This is a genomic window from Pseudomonas sp. NPDC089392 (assembly GCF_044749595.1).
Lineage (GTDB): Bacteria > Pseudomonadota > Gammaproteobacteria > Pseudomonadales > Pseudomonadaceae > Aquipseudomonas.
The window spans coordinates 39152-57134 of record NZ_JBIVIF010000012.1; the positions used below are offsets into that span (position 1 = coordinate 39152).

The 17983-nt window shown below is 62.9% G+C and carries 12 protein-coding genes; 4 read left to right on the top strand and 8 right to left on the bottom strand.

Annotated elements, in window-relative coordinates:
- Positions 1–89 precede the first annotated feature (89 nt).
- The 5 genes from ACIP1G_RS13160 to tpx form a co-directional block, all read right to left on the bottom strand.
- The gene (locus tag ACIP1G_RS13160; protein ID WP_400737495.1) at positions 90–1580 is read right to left on the bottom strand and encodes an efflux transporter outer membrane subunit; all 1491 of its coding nucleotides are present in this window, start codon (positions 1578–1580) and stop codon (positions 90–92) included.
- Positions 1577–4684: an efflux RND transporter permease subunit gene (locus ACIP1G_RS13165; protein WP_400737498.1), complete on the bottom strand. Its 3108-nt coding sequence runs from the start codon at positions 4682–4684 to the stop codon at positions 1577–1579. Before ACIP1G_RS13165 ends, ACIP1G_RS13160 begins: the two co-directional genes overlap by 4 nt.
- Positions 4681–7779 carry an MdtB/MuxB family multidrug efflux RND transporter permease subunit gene (locus tag ACIP1G_RS13170; RefSeq protein ID WP_400737501.1) on the bottom strand — a complete coding sequence of 1033 codons (3099 nt, stop codon included), beginning with the start codon at positions 7777–7779 and terminating at the stop codon, positions 4681–4683. Before ACIP1G_RS13170 ends, ACIP1G_RS13165 begins: the two co-directional genes overlap by 4 nt.
- The gene (locus ACIP1G_RS13175) at positions 7776–9086 is read right to left on the bottom strand and encodes an MdtA/MuxA family multidrug efflux RND transporter periplasmic adaptor subunit (RefSeq protein ID WP_400737504.1); all 1311 of its coding nucleotides are present in this window, start codon (positions 9084–9086) and stop codon (positions 7776–7778) included. The genes ACIP1G_RS13170 and ACIP1G_RS13175 overlap by 4 nt, the downstream gene beginning before the upstream one ends.
- Positions 9087–9416: 330 nt before the next feature.
- Complete coding sequence (tpx, locus tag ACIP1G_RS13180; RefSeq protein ID WP_400737506.1) at positions 9417–9917, bottom strand: thiol peroxidase; 501 nt, start codon at positions 9915–9917, stop codon at positions 9417–9419.
- A 462-nt stretch (positions 9918–10379) separates the two neighbouring features.
- Between tpx and ACIP1G_RS13185 the strand changes: the two genes are divergently transcribed.
- Positions 10380–10616, top strand: coding sequence for a nitroreductase family protein (locus ACIP1G_RS13185; RefSeq protein ID WP_400737509.1), 237 nt, complete (start codon positions 10380–10382; stop codon positions 10614–10616).
- Between the two features lie 78 nt (positions 10617–10694).
- Positions 10695–11882, top strand: coding sequence for a Bcr/CflA family efflux MFS transporter (locus ACIP1G_RS13190; protein ID WP_400737510.1), 1188 nt, complete (start codon positions 10695–10697; stop codon positions 11880–11882).
- Between the two features lie 73 nt (positions 11883–11955).
- On the opposite strand, the gene ACIP1G_RS13195 is transcribed toward ACIP1G_RS13190, so the two are convergent.
- The 3 genes from ACIP1G_RS13195 to ACIP1G_RS13205 form a co-directional block, all read right to left on the bottom strand.
- Entirely contained in the window at positions 11956–13236 is a 1281-nt protein-coding gene (locus tag ACIP1G_RS13195; RefSeq protein WP_400737512.1) for a serine/threonine transporter, read from the bottom strand.
- A 347-nt stretch (positions 13237–13583) separates the two neighbouring features.
- Positions 13584–14780: an aromatic amino acid transaminase gene (locus ACIP1G_RS13200; protein WP_400737514.1), complete on the bottom strand. Its 1197-nt coding sequence runs from the start codon at positions 14778–14780 to the stop codon at positions 13584–13586.
- 225 nt (positions 14781–15005) lie between these two features.
- Positions 15006–16031, bottom strand: a complete 1026-nt coding sequence (locus tag ACIP1G_RS13205) for an Ldh family oxidoreductase (protein WP_400737517.1) — start codon at positions 16029–16031, stop codon at positions 15006–15008.
- Positions 16032–16174: 143 nt separating this feature from the next.
- Between ACIP1G_RS13205 and ACIP1G_RS13210 the strand changes: the two genes are divergently transcribed.
- Together ACIP1G_RS13210 and ACIP1G_RS13215 are read left to right on the top strand one after the other, a co-directional pair.
- On the top strand, positions 16175–17047 hold the full coding sequence (locus ACIP1G_RS13210) for a MurR/RpiR family transcriptional regulator (RefSeq protein ID WP_400737520.1): 873 nt from the start codon (positions 16175–16177) through the stop codon (positions 17045–17047).
- Between the two features lie 22 nt (positions 17048–17069).
- Positions 17070–17822, top strand: a complete 753-nt coding sequence (locus ACIP1G_RS13215) for a transporter substrate-binding domain-containing protein (protein ID WP_400737522.1) — start codon at positions 17070–17072, stop codon at positions 17820–17822.
- Positions 17823–17983: the final 161 nt, after the last annotated feature.

The following is a 17983-nucleotide window of genomic DNA, read 5'->3' on the forward strand; positions in this document are numbered from 1 at the left end:
GCAAAGCCGGTGTCATGCACCGCGCTGGCTTCTTCGCGGGTAAACCCGCTCCCACAGAGGAATGCGGGGGGGCGCGGTTGCAGGTTAAATCAATCCTGCTCGGCAAACGCCTGTTCGGCATCCCAGCCACCACCCAGTGCTGCCACCAGTTGCACACTGGCCACCAGGCGCCCTTGCAGCAGGTTCAGCACACTACGCTCGTTGCTCAGCGCCGTGGTCTGCACGTTGACCACATCCAGGTAGCCGATCAACCCGGCGCGGTACTGGTTCTCGGTCAGGCGCAGTGATTCGCGGGCGGCATCCAGCGCCTCCTGGCGCACCACCGCTTCATCGCCATACACCTTCAACTGCACCAGCAGGTTTTCCACTTCCTTGAAGCCGTCGAGCACGGTCTGGCGGTATTGCGCCACGGTCTGGTCATACACCGCCACCGTGCGGTCCACCTCGGCGCTGCGCTTGCCGGCGTCGAACAAGGTCAATGCCAACTGCGGCCCTACCGACCAGTAGCGGTTGGGCAGCTCGATCCAGTTGCTGAAACTGCTGCTGGAATAGCCGCCGCTCATGCTCAAGCTCAAGTCTGGGAAGTACGCCGCCCGTGATACGCCAATGTTGGCGTTGGCGGCCATCACGTTACGCTCGGCGGCGGCAATATCCGGGCGCCGCTCCAGCAACTGCGAAGGCAGGGACACCGGAATTTGCGGCAGCGCGGGAATGTCCTTGCTGTCGGCCAGGGCGAAGTCGGCCGGGGTCTTGCCCAGCAACACGGCAATGGCGTTCTCGAACTGTGCGCGCTGCCAGATCAGGTCGATCAGGTCGGCCTGGGTGCTCTTCAGCTGAGTGCGCGCCTGGGCCACGGCATCCGGGCCAGCGACACCGGCGCGGTACTGGTTTTCGTTCATCCGCAGCGAGCGTTCATAGGCCGCCACGGTGGCTTCCAGCAGGCGTTTCTGCTCGTCGATCACCCGCAGCTGCAGGTAGTTCTGCACCAGCTCCGATTGCTGGCTCAAGCGGATCGATGCGAGGTCGGCGAAGCTGGCTTCGGCGCTGGCCTCATTGGCATTCATGGTTTCGCGCAGCTTGCCCCACAGGTCGATTTCCCAGCTCACGCCCAACTGCGCGTTGTAGGTGTTGCGAATTCCACTGCTGTTGTTGGACAGGCTGGAACTGGAGCTGCCGGTACCCTGCGCCGAGCGGTTCTTGCCGGCGCTCAGATCCAGGCTGGGGAACAGCGCCGCACGGCTGCTGCGCACCAGCGCCTGGGCCTGGCGGTACTGGGCTTCAGATTGCGCCACGGTCTGATTGCTGCGGTTGAGCTCTTCGACCAGCGCATTGAGCCCGGCATCGCCGTAGATTTCCCACCAGGCGCCGCGGGCGATGGCATCGGACGGCGTGGCCTGGGTCCAGCCCTCAGCATGCTTGAACTGCGCCGCCGTGCTGTTCAGCTCGGGGCGGTGGTAGTCGGGGCTCAGGGTACAGGCACTGAGCAAGGCCACGCACAACCCGGCGCCGAGCAGGCGCGAGCCGCGCCCACGGGTCAGCGCTTGCAGGGCACGGTGAAGTGGGGTCTGGGCAAAAGTCATAGCGGGGTTTCCAGGGCGGCGTCGGTGCGCACGCCGCGCCAACGGTTGAAACGGTGGCGCAGGCGGTCCAGGTACAGGTAGACCACCGGCGTCGTGTAAAGGGTGAGGACCTGGCTGAACACCAGGCCGCCGATGATGGTCAGGCCCAGCGGCTGGCGCATTTCCGCACCTTCGGCGTGGCTCAACAGCAGTGGCAAGGCACCGAGCATGGCCGCCAGGGTGGTCATCAGGATTGGCCGCAGGCGCAGCAGGCAGGCCCGGCGGATCGACTCTTCCGGCGACAGGCCATGGTGGCGTTCCAGTTGCAGGGCCAGGTCGATCATCAGGATGGCGTTCTTCTTCACCACGCCGATCAGCAGGAACAGCCCCAGCAGCGAGATCAGGCTGAACTCGCCACCGGTGACGTACAGCGCCAGCAACGCCCCCACGCCGGCCGAGGGCAATGTCGAGAGAATGGTCAGCGGGTGGATGTAGCTTTCGTACAGGATACCCAGCACCAGGTACACCAGCACCAGCGCGCCAAGGATCATCAACGGCTGGCCCTGTTGGGTCTTGGCGAAGGCATCGGCGGTACCGCCGAGCTTGGCAATCACTTCCTCGGGCAGACCGAGCTTGGCCACCGCGCGTTCCAGCGACGCCATGGCCTGGTCGGGGCTGTAGCCTTCGGCGATGTCGAAGGCAATGTTTTCGGCGGCAAACTGGCCTTCGTGGCTGACCCGGTCGTTGGCCAGGCTGTTCTCGTAGCGGGCGATGGTCGACAGCGGCACGCGGGCACCGTCGGCGGTAATCACTTGCACCTGCTCCAGCGTGCTCGGGTCCCAGGCGTATTTCGGGTTGATCTCCAGCACCACCTGGTACTGGTTGAGGCTGTCGTAGATGGTGGAGATCTGCCGTTGGCTGTAGGCGTTGTTCAACACCGTGGTGACCATGTCCATATCAATGCCCAGGCGCTTGGCCTGGTCGCGGTCGACCACCAGGGTCACCTGCTGGGTGCCAGCACCATCGCGGGCGTCGATGGCGGTCAGCTCCGGCAGCGCACGCAAGGCGGCGACCACCTTGGGGAACCACTCGCGCAACGCAGCCAGGTCGCCGCTCTGCAGGGTGTACAGGTATTGCGACGAGGTCTGGTCACGGCCGCCGCCGCCCAGTTGCAGGTCCTGGTCAGCCATCAGGAACAGGCGCCCGCCCGGCACCTTGGGCATTTCCTTGCGCAGGCGCTCGATCACTTTTTGCGCATCGATCTTGCGCTCGCTGATCGGTTTCAGGCGCACCAGCACCATGGCGTTGTTGGTGCCGCTGTTGCCACCAATGAAACCGGCAACGCTCTGCACGGCCGGGTCGGCCAGCAAGGCGCGGCGGTAGGTTTCCATCTTCGGCTGCATCACGCTGAACGACAGGCCGTCGTCGCCACGGATGAAGCCCATCAGCTGGCCGGTGTCCTGTTGCGGTATCAACGTCTTGGGCACCACCACATACAGGGCGATATTGATGCCGATGGTCGCCAGCAGGCTGACCAGGGTCAGGCGCTTGTGGCGCAGGGCCCAGCCCAGGCTGCGGTCATAGGCATCGACCATGCGCTGGTGCGCCTTGTCGCTCCAGCGCTGCAGGCGGGTTTGCTCGGCCTGGTGCGGTTTGAGCCAGCGGGCGCAGAGCATCGGGGTAAGGGTTAGCGAAACCACCAGCGACACGATGATCGCCGCCGCCAGGGTGATGGAAAACTCCTGGAACAGGTTGCGCACGATGCCACCCATGAACAGGATGGAAACGAACACCGCCACCAGCGAGACGTTCATCGACAGCAAGGTGAAGCCTACTTCCTTGGCACCAAGGAAGGCCGCTTTCATCGGTGGCTGGCCGTCCTCGATGTGCCGGGAGATGTTCTCCAGCACCACGATGGCGTCGTCCACCACCAGGCCGGTGGCGAGGATCAGCGCCATCAGTGACAGGTTGTTGAGCGAAAAGCCGCACAGGTACATGACCGCAAACGTGCCCACCAGCGACACCGGCACCGCCAGGGTGGGGATCAGTGAGGCGCGCATGCTGCCGAGGAACAGGTAGACCACCAGGATCACCAGCACCACCGCAATCAGCAAGGTGTGCTCGGCCTCTTTCAGGGTGGCCTTAATCACGGGCGAGCGGTCCATGGCCACATTCAGCTGTACGCTGGCCGGCAGCAGCGATTGCAGGGCCGGCAACTGTGCCTTGATCTGGTCGACCGTTTCGATGATGTTGGCGCCGGTCTGGCGGTTGACCACCAGCAGCACCGCGCTCTGGTCATTGAAAAAGCCGCTGTTGTAGCGGTTCTCGACGCTGTCGGTAATGGTCGCCACGTCGGCCAGGCGCAGGATGGTGCCGTTCTGCTGGCGGATCACCACCGGCTCGTAGTCCTTCGCGCTTTCCAGCTGGTCGTTGGCGCGCACCTGCCAGTTGCGCTCGGCGTCCTCGACAAAGCCCATGGGCCGGCGCTGGTTGGCGTTGGACACCGCGGTGCGCACCTCGTCCAGCGACAGGCTGTACTGGTTGAGCAATTGTGGCTCGACGGCAATACGCACCGCCGGCAGCGAACTGCCACCGATCTGCACCTCCCCTACCCCCGGCACCTGGGCCAGGCTCTGCGACAGGATGGTGTCGGCCAGGTCGTACAGCTGGCCCTTCTGCAATACGTCCGAGGTCAGCGACAGCACCATGATCGGTGCCTGCGACGGGTTGATCTTCTTGTAGGTGGGCATGCTGCGCATGCCGCTGGGCAGCAGATTGCGGGTGGCGTTGATCGCCGCCTGCACCTCACGCGCCGCGCCGTCGATATCGCGGCCCATCTCGAAGCCGATGATTACCCGGGTGGAGCCCTGGTTCGAGCTACTGGTCAGGGTGGTGACGCCAGCGATGCTGCCCAGCTTGCGTTCCAGCGGCGTGGCCACGGTGGACGCCATGACCTCGGGGCTGGCACCGGACAGGTTGGCCGACACCACGATCACCGGGAAGTCCATTTGCGGCAGCGGCGCCACCGGCAGCAGACCGAAGCTGACCCCACCCAGCAGCATGATCGCCAGGCTCAGCAGCATGGTCGCCACCGGGCGACGGATGAAAGGACCGGACAGGTTCATGCCTCGGCCTGCTTCGCGTCAGTGGCCGGGCGCCAGCGGCGGGCCAGGCGGTCGAAGTACAGGTAGATGACCGGTGTGGTGAACAGCGTCAGCACCTGGCTGACCAGCAACCCGCCCACCATCACCAGGCCCAGCGGCTGGCGCAGCTCGGCGCCGGAGCCGGTGGCGAGCATCAGCGGCACCGCACCGAACAGTGCGGCCAGGGTGGTCATCAGGATTGGGCGGAAACGCAGCAGCGCCGCCTGGTAGATGGCATCACGTGGGCTCATGCCCTGGTGGCGCTCGGCCTCAAGGGCGAAGTCGATCATCATGATCGCGTTCTTCTTGACGATGCCGATCAGCAGGATGATGCCGATGATGGCGATCATGCCCAGGTCGTTGCCGCTGATGAGCAGGGCCAGCAAGGCACCCACCGCCGCCGACGGCAGGGTCGAGAGGATGGTCACCGGGTGGACGTAGCTCTCGTACAGCACGCCCAGCACGATGTACATGGTCACCACCGCTGCCAGAATCAGCAGCAAGGTGCTCGACAGCGATGCCTGGAAGGCCTCGGCTGCACCCTGGAAGCGGGTTTGCACCCCCAGCGGCATGCCGATGTCCTGCTGCACCTGCTCGATCACCTGCACCGCCTCGCCCAGCGATGCGCCGTGGGCCAGGTTGAACGACAGGGTCACCGCCGGGAACTGGCCGATGTGGGAAATGGCCAGTTGGGCCTGGCGCTGCTCGATGCGCGCCAGGGCCGACAGGCGCACCTGGCCGCCATCGGTCGCCTTGACGTGGATCGACTCCAGCGCCTGCGGGCCGATGACTGCCGCGTCCTTCGACTGCAGCACCACGCGGTACTGGCTGGCCTGGGTGTAGATGGTGGAGATTTGCCGCTGGCCAAAGGCGTCATACAGGGCGTTGGTGATCTGCGACACGGTTATGCCCAAGCGGCTGGCCATGTCGCGGTCGATCACCAGGTACACCTGCAAGCCCTTGTCCTGCAGGTCGCTGGCCACATCGGCCAGCTCCGGGCGCTGCTGCAGCGCCTGCACCAGCTTGCCGCTCCACTGCGCCAGCAGGTCGGCATCTGGCGACGACAGGCTGAACTGGTACTGGGTACGGCTGACCCGGTCTTCGATGCTCAGGTCCTGCACCGGCTGCATGAACAGGCGGATGCCCACCAGCCGGTCGACTTGCGGCTGCAGGCGGCTGATCACTTCACTGGCGCTGACATCACGCTCGCCGTGCGGCTTGAGGTTGATCAGCAGGCGGCCGCTGTTAAGCGTGGCGTTGTCACCATCTACACCAATGTAGGACGACAGGCTTTGTACCGCCGGGTCCTGCAGGATCACCTTGCTCAGGGCCTGCTGGCGTTCGCTCATGGCGGCGAACGAGGTGGACTGCGGCGCTTCGGAAATGCCCTGGATTACCCCGGTGTCCTGCACCGGGAAGAAGCCCTTGGGCACCACCATGTACAGGAACACGGTCAGCGCCAGGCTGGCCACGGCCACCAGCAGGGTCAGCGGCTGGCGCTTGAGGACCCACTGCAGGGCACTGCCGTAGTGCTTGATCAGCCAGTCGATCCAGGCGCCACTGGCGCGGTAGAAACGGCCCTGTTCCTCTTCCTTGGGTTCGCGCTTGAGCAGGCGCGCGCACATCATCGGCGTGAGGGTCAGCGACACCACCAGGGAAATCAGGATGGCCACCGCCAGGGTGATGGCGAACTCGCGGAACAGGCGGCCGACCACATCGGCCATGAACAGCAGCGGGATCAGCACTGCGATCAGCGAGAAGGTCAGCGAAATCAGGGTGAAGCCGATCTGCCGGGCGCCCTTGAGCGCCGCTTGCATGGGCGTTTCGCCCTCCTCGATGTGCCGGGAAATGTTTTCCAGCATGACGATGGCGTCGTCGACCACGAAGCCGGTGGCGATGGTCAGGGCCATCAGCGTCAGGTTGTTGACCGAGAAGCCGGCCAGGTACATCACGCCGAAGGTGCCGATCAGCGACAGCGGCACGGCAACCGACGGGATGAGGGTGGCGCTGAAGCGGCGCAGGAAGACGAAGGTGACCATCACCACCAGGGCGATGGCAATCAGCAGTTCGTGCTGCACGTCCTTGACCGCAGCGCGAATGGTCTGGGTGCGGTCGGTGAGCACCGACACATCGAGGCCGGCCGGCAGGTTGTCGGTGATCGACGGCAGCAGGTCCTTGATGCGGTCGACCACTTCAATGACGTTGGCGCCCGGCTGGCGCTGGATGTTCAGCAGTACGGCGTGGTTTTCGTTGGCCCAGGCGGCCAGGCGTTCGTTTTCCGCGCCGTCGACGATTTCGGCGACGTCCTTCAGGCGCAGCGGTGCACCGTTGGTGTAGGCCAAAATCAGGTTGGCGTATTCTTCGGGCGAGCGCAGCTGGTCGTTGGCGTCGAGCATCGACACCCGGGTCGGGCCGTCGAAGTTGCCCTTGGGCTGGTTGACGTTGGAGGCACCAATCAGCGTGCGCACGTCATCCAGGTTCAGGCCATTGGCGGCCAGGGCATCGACGTTGACCTTGATGCGTACCGCCTGGCGCTGGCCACCGGCGATGCTGACCATGCCCACGCCGCTGATCTGCGCGAGCTTCTGCGCCACACGGGTGTCGACCAGGTCGTTGAGCTTGGGCAACGGCATGGTCTTGCTGGAAATGGCCAGGGTCAGCACCGGGGTGTCGGCCGGGTTGACCTTGTTGTACACCGGCGGTGCCGGCAGGTCGCTGGGCAGCAGGTTGCTGGCGGCGTTGATCGCGGCCTGCACTTGCTGCTCGGCAACGTCCATGTTCATGTCGAGGTTGAAGCGCAGGGTCAGTACCGAGGCGCCGCCGGAGCTGGTCGAGGCCATCTGTTCCAGGCCGGGCATCTGGCCGAACTGGCGTTCCAGTGGCGCGGTGACGGCACTGGTCATGACCTGCGGGCTGGCGCCGGGGTACAGGGTCATGACCCGGATGGTCGGGTAATCCACCTGCGGCAAGGCGGAAACCGGCAGCAGCTTGTAGGCGATCAGGCCGGCCAGGACGATGGCCAGCATGCTCAGCGTGGTGGCGACCGGCCGCAGGATGAACAGGCGCGAGAGGTTCATGCGCCCGCCTTGCCTGCTGCTTTACCGGGCTGTGCTTCACCGCTTTGCGCCGCGCCCTTGGCGTCCTGGCCTTGCAGGTGCTGGCCGGGGGTGGTCGGCACTTGCGAGCTGTCTTCGACCACTTCTACCTTGGTGCCTTCGCGCAGGCGGTCGGTGCCTTCCAGCACCAGACGTTCGCCGGCGGCCAGGCCTTCGAGGATCACGCTGTTCTCCCCGTCGCTGGCGCCCACCTTGAGCTTGCGCACGTTTACCGTGTTCTCGGCGTTGACCACGTAGGCGAAGCTGCCGTCGTTGCCGAACTGGATGGCCGCCGCCGGGGCCATGGTCACCTGCTTGAGGGTGTCGGCCAGCAGGCGCACGTTGACGAACTGGTTGGGGAACAGGGCCAGGTCATTGTTCTCGAAACGGCCCTTGAACTTGAGGGTACCGGTAGTGGTGTCGATCTGGTTGTCGATGCTGCCCAGCACGCCGGTGGATTGCAGCTTGCTGTCGCTGCGGTCCCAAGCCTCGACCGGCAGGTTGGCACCGCTTCGGTAGCGCTGCAGCACCGTGGTCAATTCGGTTTCCGGCAAGGTGAAGGCCACACTGATTGGCTCGGTCTGGGTAATCACCACCAGGGCGGTAGTGTCGTTGGCCGCCACCAGGTTGCCGAGGTCGAGCTGGCGCAGGCCCACACGGCCGTTGATCGGCGCGCGGATCTGGGTGAAGTCGAGGTTCAGGCGGGCATCATTGACCTGCGCCTGGTTGGTCTTGACCAGCCCCTGGAACTGCGCGACCTGGGCTTCGGCGGTGTCGAGGGTTTGCTTGGCAATGCTGTCTTCGGCGTACAGGCCTTTATAGCGGGCCAAGTCGACCTGGGCGTTTTTCAGCTGCGCCTGGTTCTGCGCCAGGGTACCTTCGGCCTGCTGCAGGGCGATGCGGTAGGGGCGCGGGTCGATTTCGGCCAGCAAGTCGCCGGCCTTGACCTGTTGCCCTTCCTTGAAGTGGATCTTCACCAGCTCGCCAGCCACGCGGCTACGGACGTTCACGGTATTGGTCGCAGTGACCGTGCCCAAGGCCTTGTAGTACAGCGGGAAGTCGCCCACCCGCACCGGCTCGACGCGCACCGGCACCGGGTCGCTGGAGCCGCCGAAGCCTGGGCGGCCGCCCATGCCCATACCCATGCCCTTGCCACCGCGCCCACCACTGGCCTCTTTATGCACAGGCGCCGCTGCGGGCCACAGCCACCAGGCCAGCAGGGCCACCAGCAGCAGGATCAGCAGGCCAAAGAGCCAGCGACGAGGGGAACGGGAATTGGACGCTTGCATGGGTTGAACGAACCTTGTTCGGAATGACGGCTTGGGGAGGGTGAACGATAAGCACTGGCATCGTTTTAGCAAAGGGCCTTTACCAGAGGTTTACCTTTGCCTGACGTTGGCAAGACGCGGAATTTTAAATGAAAACGGCCCGGAACGTGGTCCGGGCCGTTTACAGGGTGTTGCTTGGAGTGGTGGCGGGCTTGAGGGTTCCGTTGCCTGTTCTGGCCTCTTCGCGGGTAAACCCGCTCCCACAAGGTTGTCTACGCCCGTTGTAGGAGCGGGTTTACCCGCGAAGAGGCCGGAACAGGCTATAGACGCCCGCGCTGCCCCACGCAACCCTTACTTCAGTACAGCCAGCGCCGCATCGTAGTTCGGCTCGTCAGCGATTTCGCCAACCAGCTCGCTGTGCAGCACTTTGTCGTTCTCGTCCAGCACCACCACGGCGCGGGCGGCCAGGCCGGCCAGCGGGCCGTCGGCGATGGCAACGCCGTAGTTCTCGAGGAACTCGCGGCCACGCAGGGTCGACAGGTTCTTCACGTTCTCCAGGCCTTCGGCGCCGCAGAAACGAGCCTGGGCAAACGGCAGGTCAGCCGAGATGCACAGCACCACAGTGTTGGCTACATCGTTGGCCTGGGCGTTGAACTTGCGTACCGAAGTGGCGCAGGTCGGGGTGTCGACGCTTGGGAAAATGTTCAGCACCTTGCGCTTGCCGGCGTAGTCCTGCAGCGACTTGTCGGCCAGGCCGTCACCTACCAGGGAGAAAGCCGGAGCCTGGGCGCCGGCCTGTGGCAGGTTGCCTTTGACCTGGACCGGGTTGCCTTTGAGAGTCACTTGAGCCATGACGAAATCCTTATGCGGGGTTTGAAAAGGACACTGAGTTAAGCATGAAGGCGGCCGGGTGCCTATGGGGGCAGGTGAAATTGTTCTAATACCAGACTATTTTTGTGGACAAAATGCCGATATCTGCAGTGACGGCCAGTTGCCGAGCCCATCCCGACCTCCACTACGAGCCTGCTACAAAGTTGGTTTTTTAATTTATATGAGCTGCACAGTACTATTCTCATAACGGCTGCATGGCTTGCGCTAGAGGCTTTACGACAAGATTGAAGCGCTCCCTTATAAGTGTCGAGGTAAAAAATCCTACAACCTTATCGGACATTTCGCCACCAGGTTAATCTTGTACATCTTCAAATAGCCGCTACCATCAGACGAGCATTTTGCGAACGATATACCGACGGGACTATTCCTCACTCCAGATTCGACAAGTTGTGATGGAAGTATGAGCATTCACGTGCTTATCGGATGGCGCTGATAGAGATTGGCCACGTGGTCCAGACGTTTCAACTAGCTGCTACTGCCAGCGGCATGAATACATGGCTAACTGGCGCATCGAATGAGTGCTCGATCGAGCCACTACTAAAGCTCGAAAACGCCAATGAACAGGTCCTTTTCTTTGTCGGCTGCGGCTACAGTGACGGCTCCGCAATTCCCGACTGCCTAAAGTCGATCTTGAAAAAACTGATGCGAGCTTACATATGAATGAGACAACCAACCGCAGCATCACCCTGTTTCGGAATTGGCACTCATCCAGTGCTTCCAATCGGCGGGGTTAGTAGCATGAACCGCCCACCGGATTCGCTCCGGCGTCATCTGTGCTCGACGTTGCTGATTCTGTTGTGCCTGTTAGGCGTATTTCCCCTGGATGTGATCCTCCCATCATTCCCTGCGCTCTCAGATGAGTTCCGTGTCGACTCAAAGCAGATAGCGTACTCGGTGAGCTTTTTTGCTGTTGGTGTTGCCATGGCGCAAATAGTGATCGGCCCACTGTCGGACAGCATCGGGCGCAAGCGTTTGCTGCTCGCCGGGCTGGGAGTATCCATTGCAGGGGCGCTCGGTTGCGTATTTTCAACCACCTATGAAACGTTCATGGCGTTTCGTTTAGTCCAGGCCTTGGGTTGCGGCAGCCTCGTGCTAGGACAGGCGCTGGTGCAGGACTTGTACAGGGGTAAGCAACGCAATGCCATGCGAATCCTGTTAACCAGCGCAAGTGGGTTGTTCATCTCCCTGTCACCGCTGGCAGGTGCCCTTCTCCAGCAGCTCTTTGGCTGGGAGGCAAGCTTTACAGTATTCACGGTCATCGCTGCGATCGTTTCACTTTTATCGTATGTACTGCTTCAGGACGCACCTGGGCTGCACCACCGGGCGTCAGGCATCTCCAGTTATCTGATGATGCTGCGAGACACCCCCTATCTCGGCTATTCCATGCAGTCCAGCCTCGCCTTTGCCTGCCATTTTTCCTTTATCGTCATAGCGCCATTGCTGCTGATGGGCAGGCTGGAGCTGACGACCTATCAATTCTCCATGGTATTTATCGGCTATGGGTTGGCCTATATCGCCGGCGGAGTAGCTGCAACTTATTTGAACCATCGCGTAAGCCCGCAGGCTCAAATAAAAGCGGGTTTCCTGCTTATAAGTGTTGCGGGCATCACCCTTTTGATTTGGGAGCAGCTAGCAGGGTTGTCTGTGGTGGGCGTTCTGCTACCGATGATTGTCTGTACCACCGGGACAACCCTGGTACGCCCGGCTGCAACGACCCAGGCCCTGGCACGCTATTCGCGTCAGGCAGGTGCGGCAGCCTCGCTCAACACGACATTGCTGTTCGCTGGGGCTGGTTTGACTAGCAGCGTGGTCGCAGGCTTCGAAAGTACGCTTCCGGTAGGGTTGGGACTGCTGTTCGTGGTGGCCAGCCTCTGTGGATGGTGGCTGCTTGCGTGCACCAAGGAAGATGAAATGCAACGCTGCTGAAACCTTGGTTAGGCTTAAAAAAATGCCCGGGTGGCGATAGCCGACCCGGGCAGCCTTTACTGCAAGCGGCGAATCAGCTCAGCAAGCTGTACACCACCGAAGTCAGCGCAACCAGGCCAACGGCCACAACAAACACGTTGGACGCTGCACCGCTGTACTTGCGCATCGACGGTACACGGCGGATGGCGTACATCGGCATCAGGAACAGCAGCACCGCGAGGATCGGGCCGCCCAGCGATTCGATCATGCCGAGGATGCTTGGGTTGAGGGTGGCGACGATCCAGCACACCACCAGCATCAGCCCGGCAACCACACGGTCCAGGGTTTTGGCACCCGGGCGTGCGCCGGTCTTGGCGATAATGCCCTTCAGGCCTTCGCTGGCGCCGATGTAGTGGCCGAGGAACGACTTGGCGATGGCCACGAAGGCGATCAGCGGTGCAGCGAACGCGATGGTCGGGTTGCTGAAGTGGTTGGCCAGGTACGACAGGATCGACAGGTTCTGTGCCTTGGCTTCAGCCAGCTGGGCGCTGCTCAGGGTGAGCACGCAGCTGAACACGAAGAACAGCACCATTACCACCATCAGCAGGTGGGCACGGCGCAGGATCTGGCCGCTGCGCTCGTCAGCGTGCTCGCCGTAGCGGCGCTTCTGGTCAACGGCAAAGGCCGAGATGATTGGCGAGTGGTTGAACGAGAACACCATCACCGGGATGGCCAGCCACAGGGTGTGCAGGAAGGCCGAGGCCGGCGGCACCTGGGTGGCGCTGTCGAGGATGCCACCGGTCCAGTGCGGCACCAGGTACAGGCCCAGCAACGCCAGGGCGACGATGAACGGGTACACCAGCAGGCTCATGACCTTTACCGTGGCCTGCTCGCCGCAGCGCACGATGGCCAGCAGGCCGAGGATCAGCACGAACGACAGGATCGCCCGTGGTGGCGGCGCCATGTGCAACTGGTGCTCCATGAAGCTGGACACAGTGTTGGTCAGCGCCACGCTATAGATAAGCAGGATCGGGAAGATGGCGAAGAAGTACAGCACGGTGATCGCGGCACCGGCGTTGATGCCGAAGTGCTCCTTGACCACCTCGGTGATGTCGCCACCTTGGCGCCCGGAGAGGACGAAACGGGTCAGGCCGCGGTGGGCGAAATAGGTCATCGGAAACGCCAGTATGGCCAGGATCAGCAGCGGCCAGAAGCCGCCGAGGCCAGCGTTGATCGGCAGGAACAGGGTCCCGGCGCCGATGGCTGTGCCAAACAGGCCCAGCATCCAGGTGGTGTCGTGACGCGCCCAGCTGCCGAGGGTGGCGGGGGTCGATTCTACAAAGCGTTGTTCAACGCTTGGGGCCTGCTCATTCATTCCGGGTGAAGCTCCACTCGCAAGACTGCAACAGGCTGAGAATGGCGAAATTGTGGCTTCGCCCAACTCAACCGGAAAAGAGGGGCGCGATTGTGCACGGAAAGGTTGCACTTGCGAAGCCCTTTTCCGAGGGGCGGTTGCACTTGTCTTTACAAGCAAGGTGCACCAGTGGGTTGCAAGGGTGACTGTGGGAGCGGGTTTACCGGCGAAGAAGGCGGCGCGGTGGATGGCACCGGCGTTGCCGGTGTTCGCGGCTAAAGCCGCTCCTACAGGCGACCGCGCAAGCTTTCAAATGTAGAGAAGACAGTTGCCCCCCACAGGAGGGGCCCCGCAGGGCCCCTGAAGGGTTACTTCTGGACGGCAGCGAACGCTTCGGCAACCCGTTGCAGGTTGGCCGGGCGCAGGCCGGACATGCACACGCGGCCGCTGTCGATCAGGTACACGCCGAACTCGTCACGCAGGCGGCGTACCTGCTCGACGCTGAAGCCGGTGTAGCTGAACATGCCGCGCTGGCGCAGGAAGAACTGGAAGTCCTGGCCTGGCAGCAGCACGGCCAGGGCATCGACCAGCGCCTGGCGCATGTCGAGGATACGCTTGCGCATCACTTCGACTTCCTCGGCCCATTGGGCATTCAGGCCGGCATCGCCGAGCACGCCAGCGACCAGCTGGGCGCCGAAGTTGGGCGGGCTGGAGTAGTTGCGGCGCACGGTGGCCTTGAGCTGGCCCAGCACGCTCTGCGCGGTGGCGTCGTCGTCGCAGACCACCGACAGGCCGCCTACCCGCTCACCGTACAGCGAGAAGATTTTCGAGAACGAGTTGCTGACCAGGCATGGCACGCCGGCGCGGGCCATTTCGCGGATGGCGTAGGCGTCTTCCACCAGGCCTTCGGCAAAGCCCTGGTAGGCGATGTCGAGGAACGGGATCAGCTGACGGGCCTTGACCACTTCGACCACTTGTTGCCACTGGTGTTGCTCAAGGTCGGCGCCGGTGGGGTTGTGGCAGCACGGGTGCAGCAGGACCACGCTGTTGCCCGGCAGGGTCTGCAGGGTGGCCAGCATGCCGTCGAAGTCCACGCCACGGGTGGCCTGGTCGAAGTACGGGTAGGTGTGTACCTTGAAACCAGCACCTTCGAAGATGGCGCGATGGTTGTCCCAGGTTGGGTTGCTGACCCAGACTTCGGACTGCGGGAAGTAGCGCTTGAGGAAGTCGGCACCGACTTTCAGGGCACCGGAGCCACCCACGGTCTGCACGGTGGCCACGCGGCCGCCGGTAACAGCCGGGTGATCGGCACCGAACAGCAGCGCCTGGATCGCCTGGCGGTAGCTGGCCAGGCCTTCCATCGGCAGGTAAAGGGATGCTTCGTGGTCCTGGCCGGCAATGCGTTTTTCTACCGCATCCACAGCTGCCAGTTGCGGCACTACACCGGCCTCATCGTAGTACAGGCCGATACTCAGGTTGACCTTGTCGGCGCGTGGGTCGGCCTTGAAGGTTTCCATCAACGAGAGGATCGGGTCGCCGGCATAGGCATCGACATGTTTGAACACAGCGTGCAGCTCCTTGGATCAGGACGGTACGAAAAGTCAGCCCTGAGCATACCCGGAGAGCGGGCTCAGGAACATCCACTATTGTGCAAGGTTGTCTATGCAACATTGCATGGCTGGGGATTTGTGCTGGATTCTTCGCGGGTAAACCCGCTCCTACAACGAAATCACAATCTTCAGGGCATGTGATTACCTTGTAGGAGCGGGTTTACCCGCGAAGAGGCCGGATCAGCCAAGCAGCTCCCTCAGACCTTGCAACTCCTGCTCGGTCACTGCCACCCCCTCCTCCTCGGCCACCTCACGCTCACGATAACGCCGCTCACCCGGCATGCGCGTCAGCCCCACCGCCTGCATCTGCTCCACCAGTTCGCGGCTGCGCTGGGCAAAGCGCTCGCCCTCGGCCTTGCTCGGGTCGATGACAATGATCAGCTGCCCGGTCCACGGCGTTTTTGCCCCTGGGTGCCCCGACCAGTCGAACTCCCAGGAGAAATTACCGCCGGTCAGCGCCGCCGCCAGCAACTCGACCATCATCGACAGTGCCGAGCCCTTGTGCCCGCCAAACGGCAGCAAGGCACCGCCCTCCAGAATCGCCAGGGGGTCGGTGGTCGGCTCGCCGTTGGCATCCACGCCCATGCCTTCCGGCAGTTGCTGGCCGGCACGCGCGGCAATCTGTACGTCGCCGTGGGCCATGGCGCTGGTGGCCATATCGAAGACGATCGGGTCATGTTCGGCGCAAGGCGCCGCAAAGGCGATGGGGTTGGTGCCAAACAACGGCTTGCGCGCACCATGCGGTACTACGCAGGTCATGCTGTTGACCACGCTCAGGGCCACCAGGCCCTCTTCGGCGAACGGCTCCACATCTGGCCACAGCGCGGCAAAATGGTGCGAGTTGTGGATCGCCAGCACGGCGATGCCAGCATTGCGCGCCTTGGCCACCAGCAACGCACGGGCCGCCGCCAGTGCCGGCTGGGCAAAACCGCCGGCGGCATCGACGGAGACATAACCTGCAGCCACGTCACTGACCTTCGGCCTGGCCTGGCCATCGACCCAGCCACTGGCCAGGGTCGAGACATAGCCTGGCATGCGGAACACCCCATGGCTGTGGGCGCCATCGCGCTGGGCGCTGGCGCAGTTATAGGCCAGCACCTGAGCGACGCTGTCGCTGCAGCCATGGCGCTGGAAAATGGCCTGCAACAGGCCCTGCAGCTCGGTATACGGCACGCGCACGATAGTGCTGGTGGACGGTGCGGACATCTGAAGCTCCTTGTTGATTTTGGAATGGCTACAGCGTTGCAACGACAAAAACTTTCCTGCATGTGACAGCAATCTGTCAAATGTTGACTTGATGACAGAAAACGGCCATTTTCTTTCGCAAGCCTTACCCCTGGAGCCGCAGCATGAGCCAACCGATCAAGCAACGCCTGGAAAACAGCCTCGAAGGGGCCGCCGCTTCGGGCCGCAAGATCGCCACCTATATGCTCGCCAACCTGCACGAACTGCCGTTCCAGACCTCGGCCAGCATTGCCGCCAAGCTCGGCGTCAGCGAATCCAGCGTCGGGCGCTTCTGCCGTTCACTGGGTTATGCCCACCTCAAGGCACTTAAGCAAGACCTGCAGAACGACCTGGGTGATGGCCCGTGGCTGGTGGGCGACCGCCTGCAGGATTACCGCCAGAACCAGGACGCCAGCGACAACGCCGGCAGCCTGGAACTGGAGATCGCCGCCCTGGTGCGCGTGCACGAGTACCGCCAGAGCCCGGCCTGGCACAGCGTGGCGCAACGCCTGGCCAGCAAGCCACGGGTATTCATCGCCGGCTTCCAGACCGAGCGCGGCATCGCCATGTGCATGAGCCATCTGCTGCAATACCTGCGCGATGGTGTGCAACTGGTCGACATAAGTGCCGGGCACTTCGGCGAAGTGCTGCTGGGCCGCGCCGAAGACAGCGCCCTGCTGGTGTTCGAGGCGCGCCGTTATTCCCGCCACGCCCTGCTGTTGTGCCAGAAGGCGCGCGAGGCTGGCATTGCGGTCACCCTGGTGACCGACACCTTTTGTGACTGGGCCGATGCCAACGCCGACGAGGTGTTCCGTATCCCCACCGAGTTCAACCTGTTCTGGGAATCCACCTCGACCATGCTGTCGTGGGTGCACCTGATGGTCAACGAGGTCTGCAAGAAGCTCGGACCGGATGTTGAAAAACGCTTGGAAGCGACTGCCGCTCTACATAACGAATTCGTCGGCTACACCTCGTGGTCGGCGGGAAAACAACAATAGCAAGAGTGCAATGAGGTGCGAGATGAACAAGACCATGGCCTTGGTGGGTGCGTGTGCCCTGCTGCTGACGGGTGCCGCCAGTGCCGAAACCCTGCGCTTCGCCACCGAGGGCGCCTACCCGCCCTTCAACTATGTCGATGCCAACAACCAGCTGCATGGCTTTGACATCGACATCACCCATGCCCTGTGCGAACAGATGAAAGTCGAGTGCACGCTGGTGGCCCAGGACTGGGAAGGCATCATCCCGGCGCTGATGGCGCGCAAGTATGACGCGGTGGTCGCGTCGATGATCGACACCGAAGAGCGGCGCAAGAAAATTGCCTTCACCGACCACTACTACCGCACCCCGCTGACCGTGGCAGTCGCCAAGGACAGCAAGATCGACAACGCCCAGACCGATTTCGTCGGCTACACCGTCGGCGCCCAGTCGTCGTCCACCCAGGCCATCTACGCCGAAGATGTATACGCCAAGGCCGGCGCCGACGTGAAGCTGTACCCGACCATGGACGAAGCCAACGCCGACCTTGCCGCTGGCCGCCTGGACGGCGTGATTGCCGACAAATTCCCGCTGCACGAGTGGATGACCAAGAACGGCGGCGACTGCTGCAAGATCCTCGGCGACGTGGCCGACACCAAGGCCGATGCCGCCATTGCCGTGCGCAAGGACGATGAAGCCCTGCGCCAGCGCCTGAACACCGCGCTGCAGCAGATCGTGGCCAACGGCACCTACCAGAAGATCGCCAGCAAGTACTTTGCTTTCGATATCTACAACTGATCTTCTGGAAACTGCGCAATCCCTGTAGGAGCGGCCTTGTGTCGCGATAGGGCCGCAAAGCGGCCCCGGCACTCTTCGCCGCGAAGCTGCAAATGTGGGGGTGCTGCGCACCCCTATCGCGACACAAGGCCGCTCCTACAAAGAGACCGCGTTGCCCATCT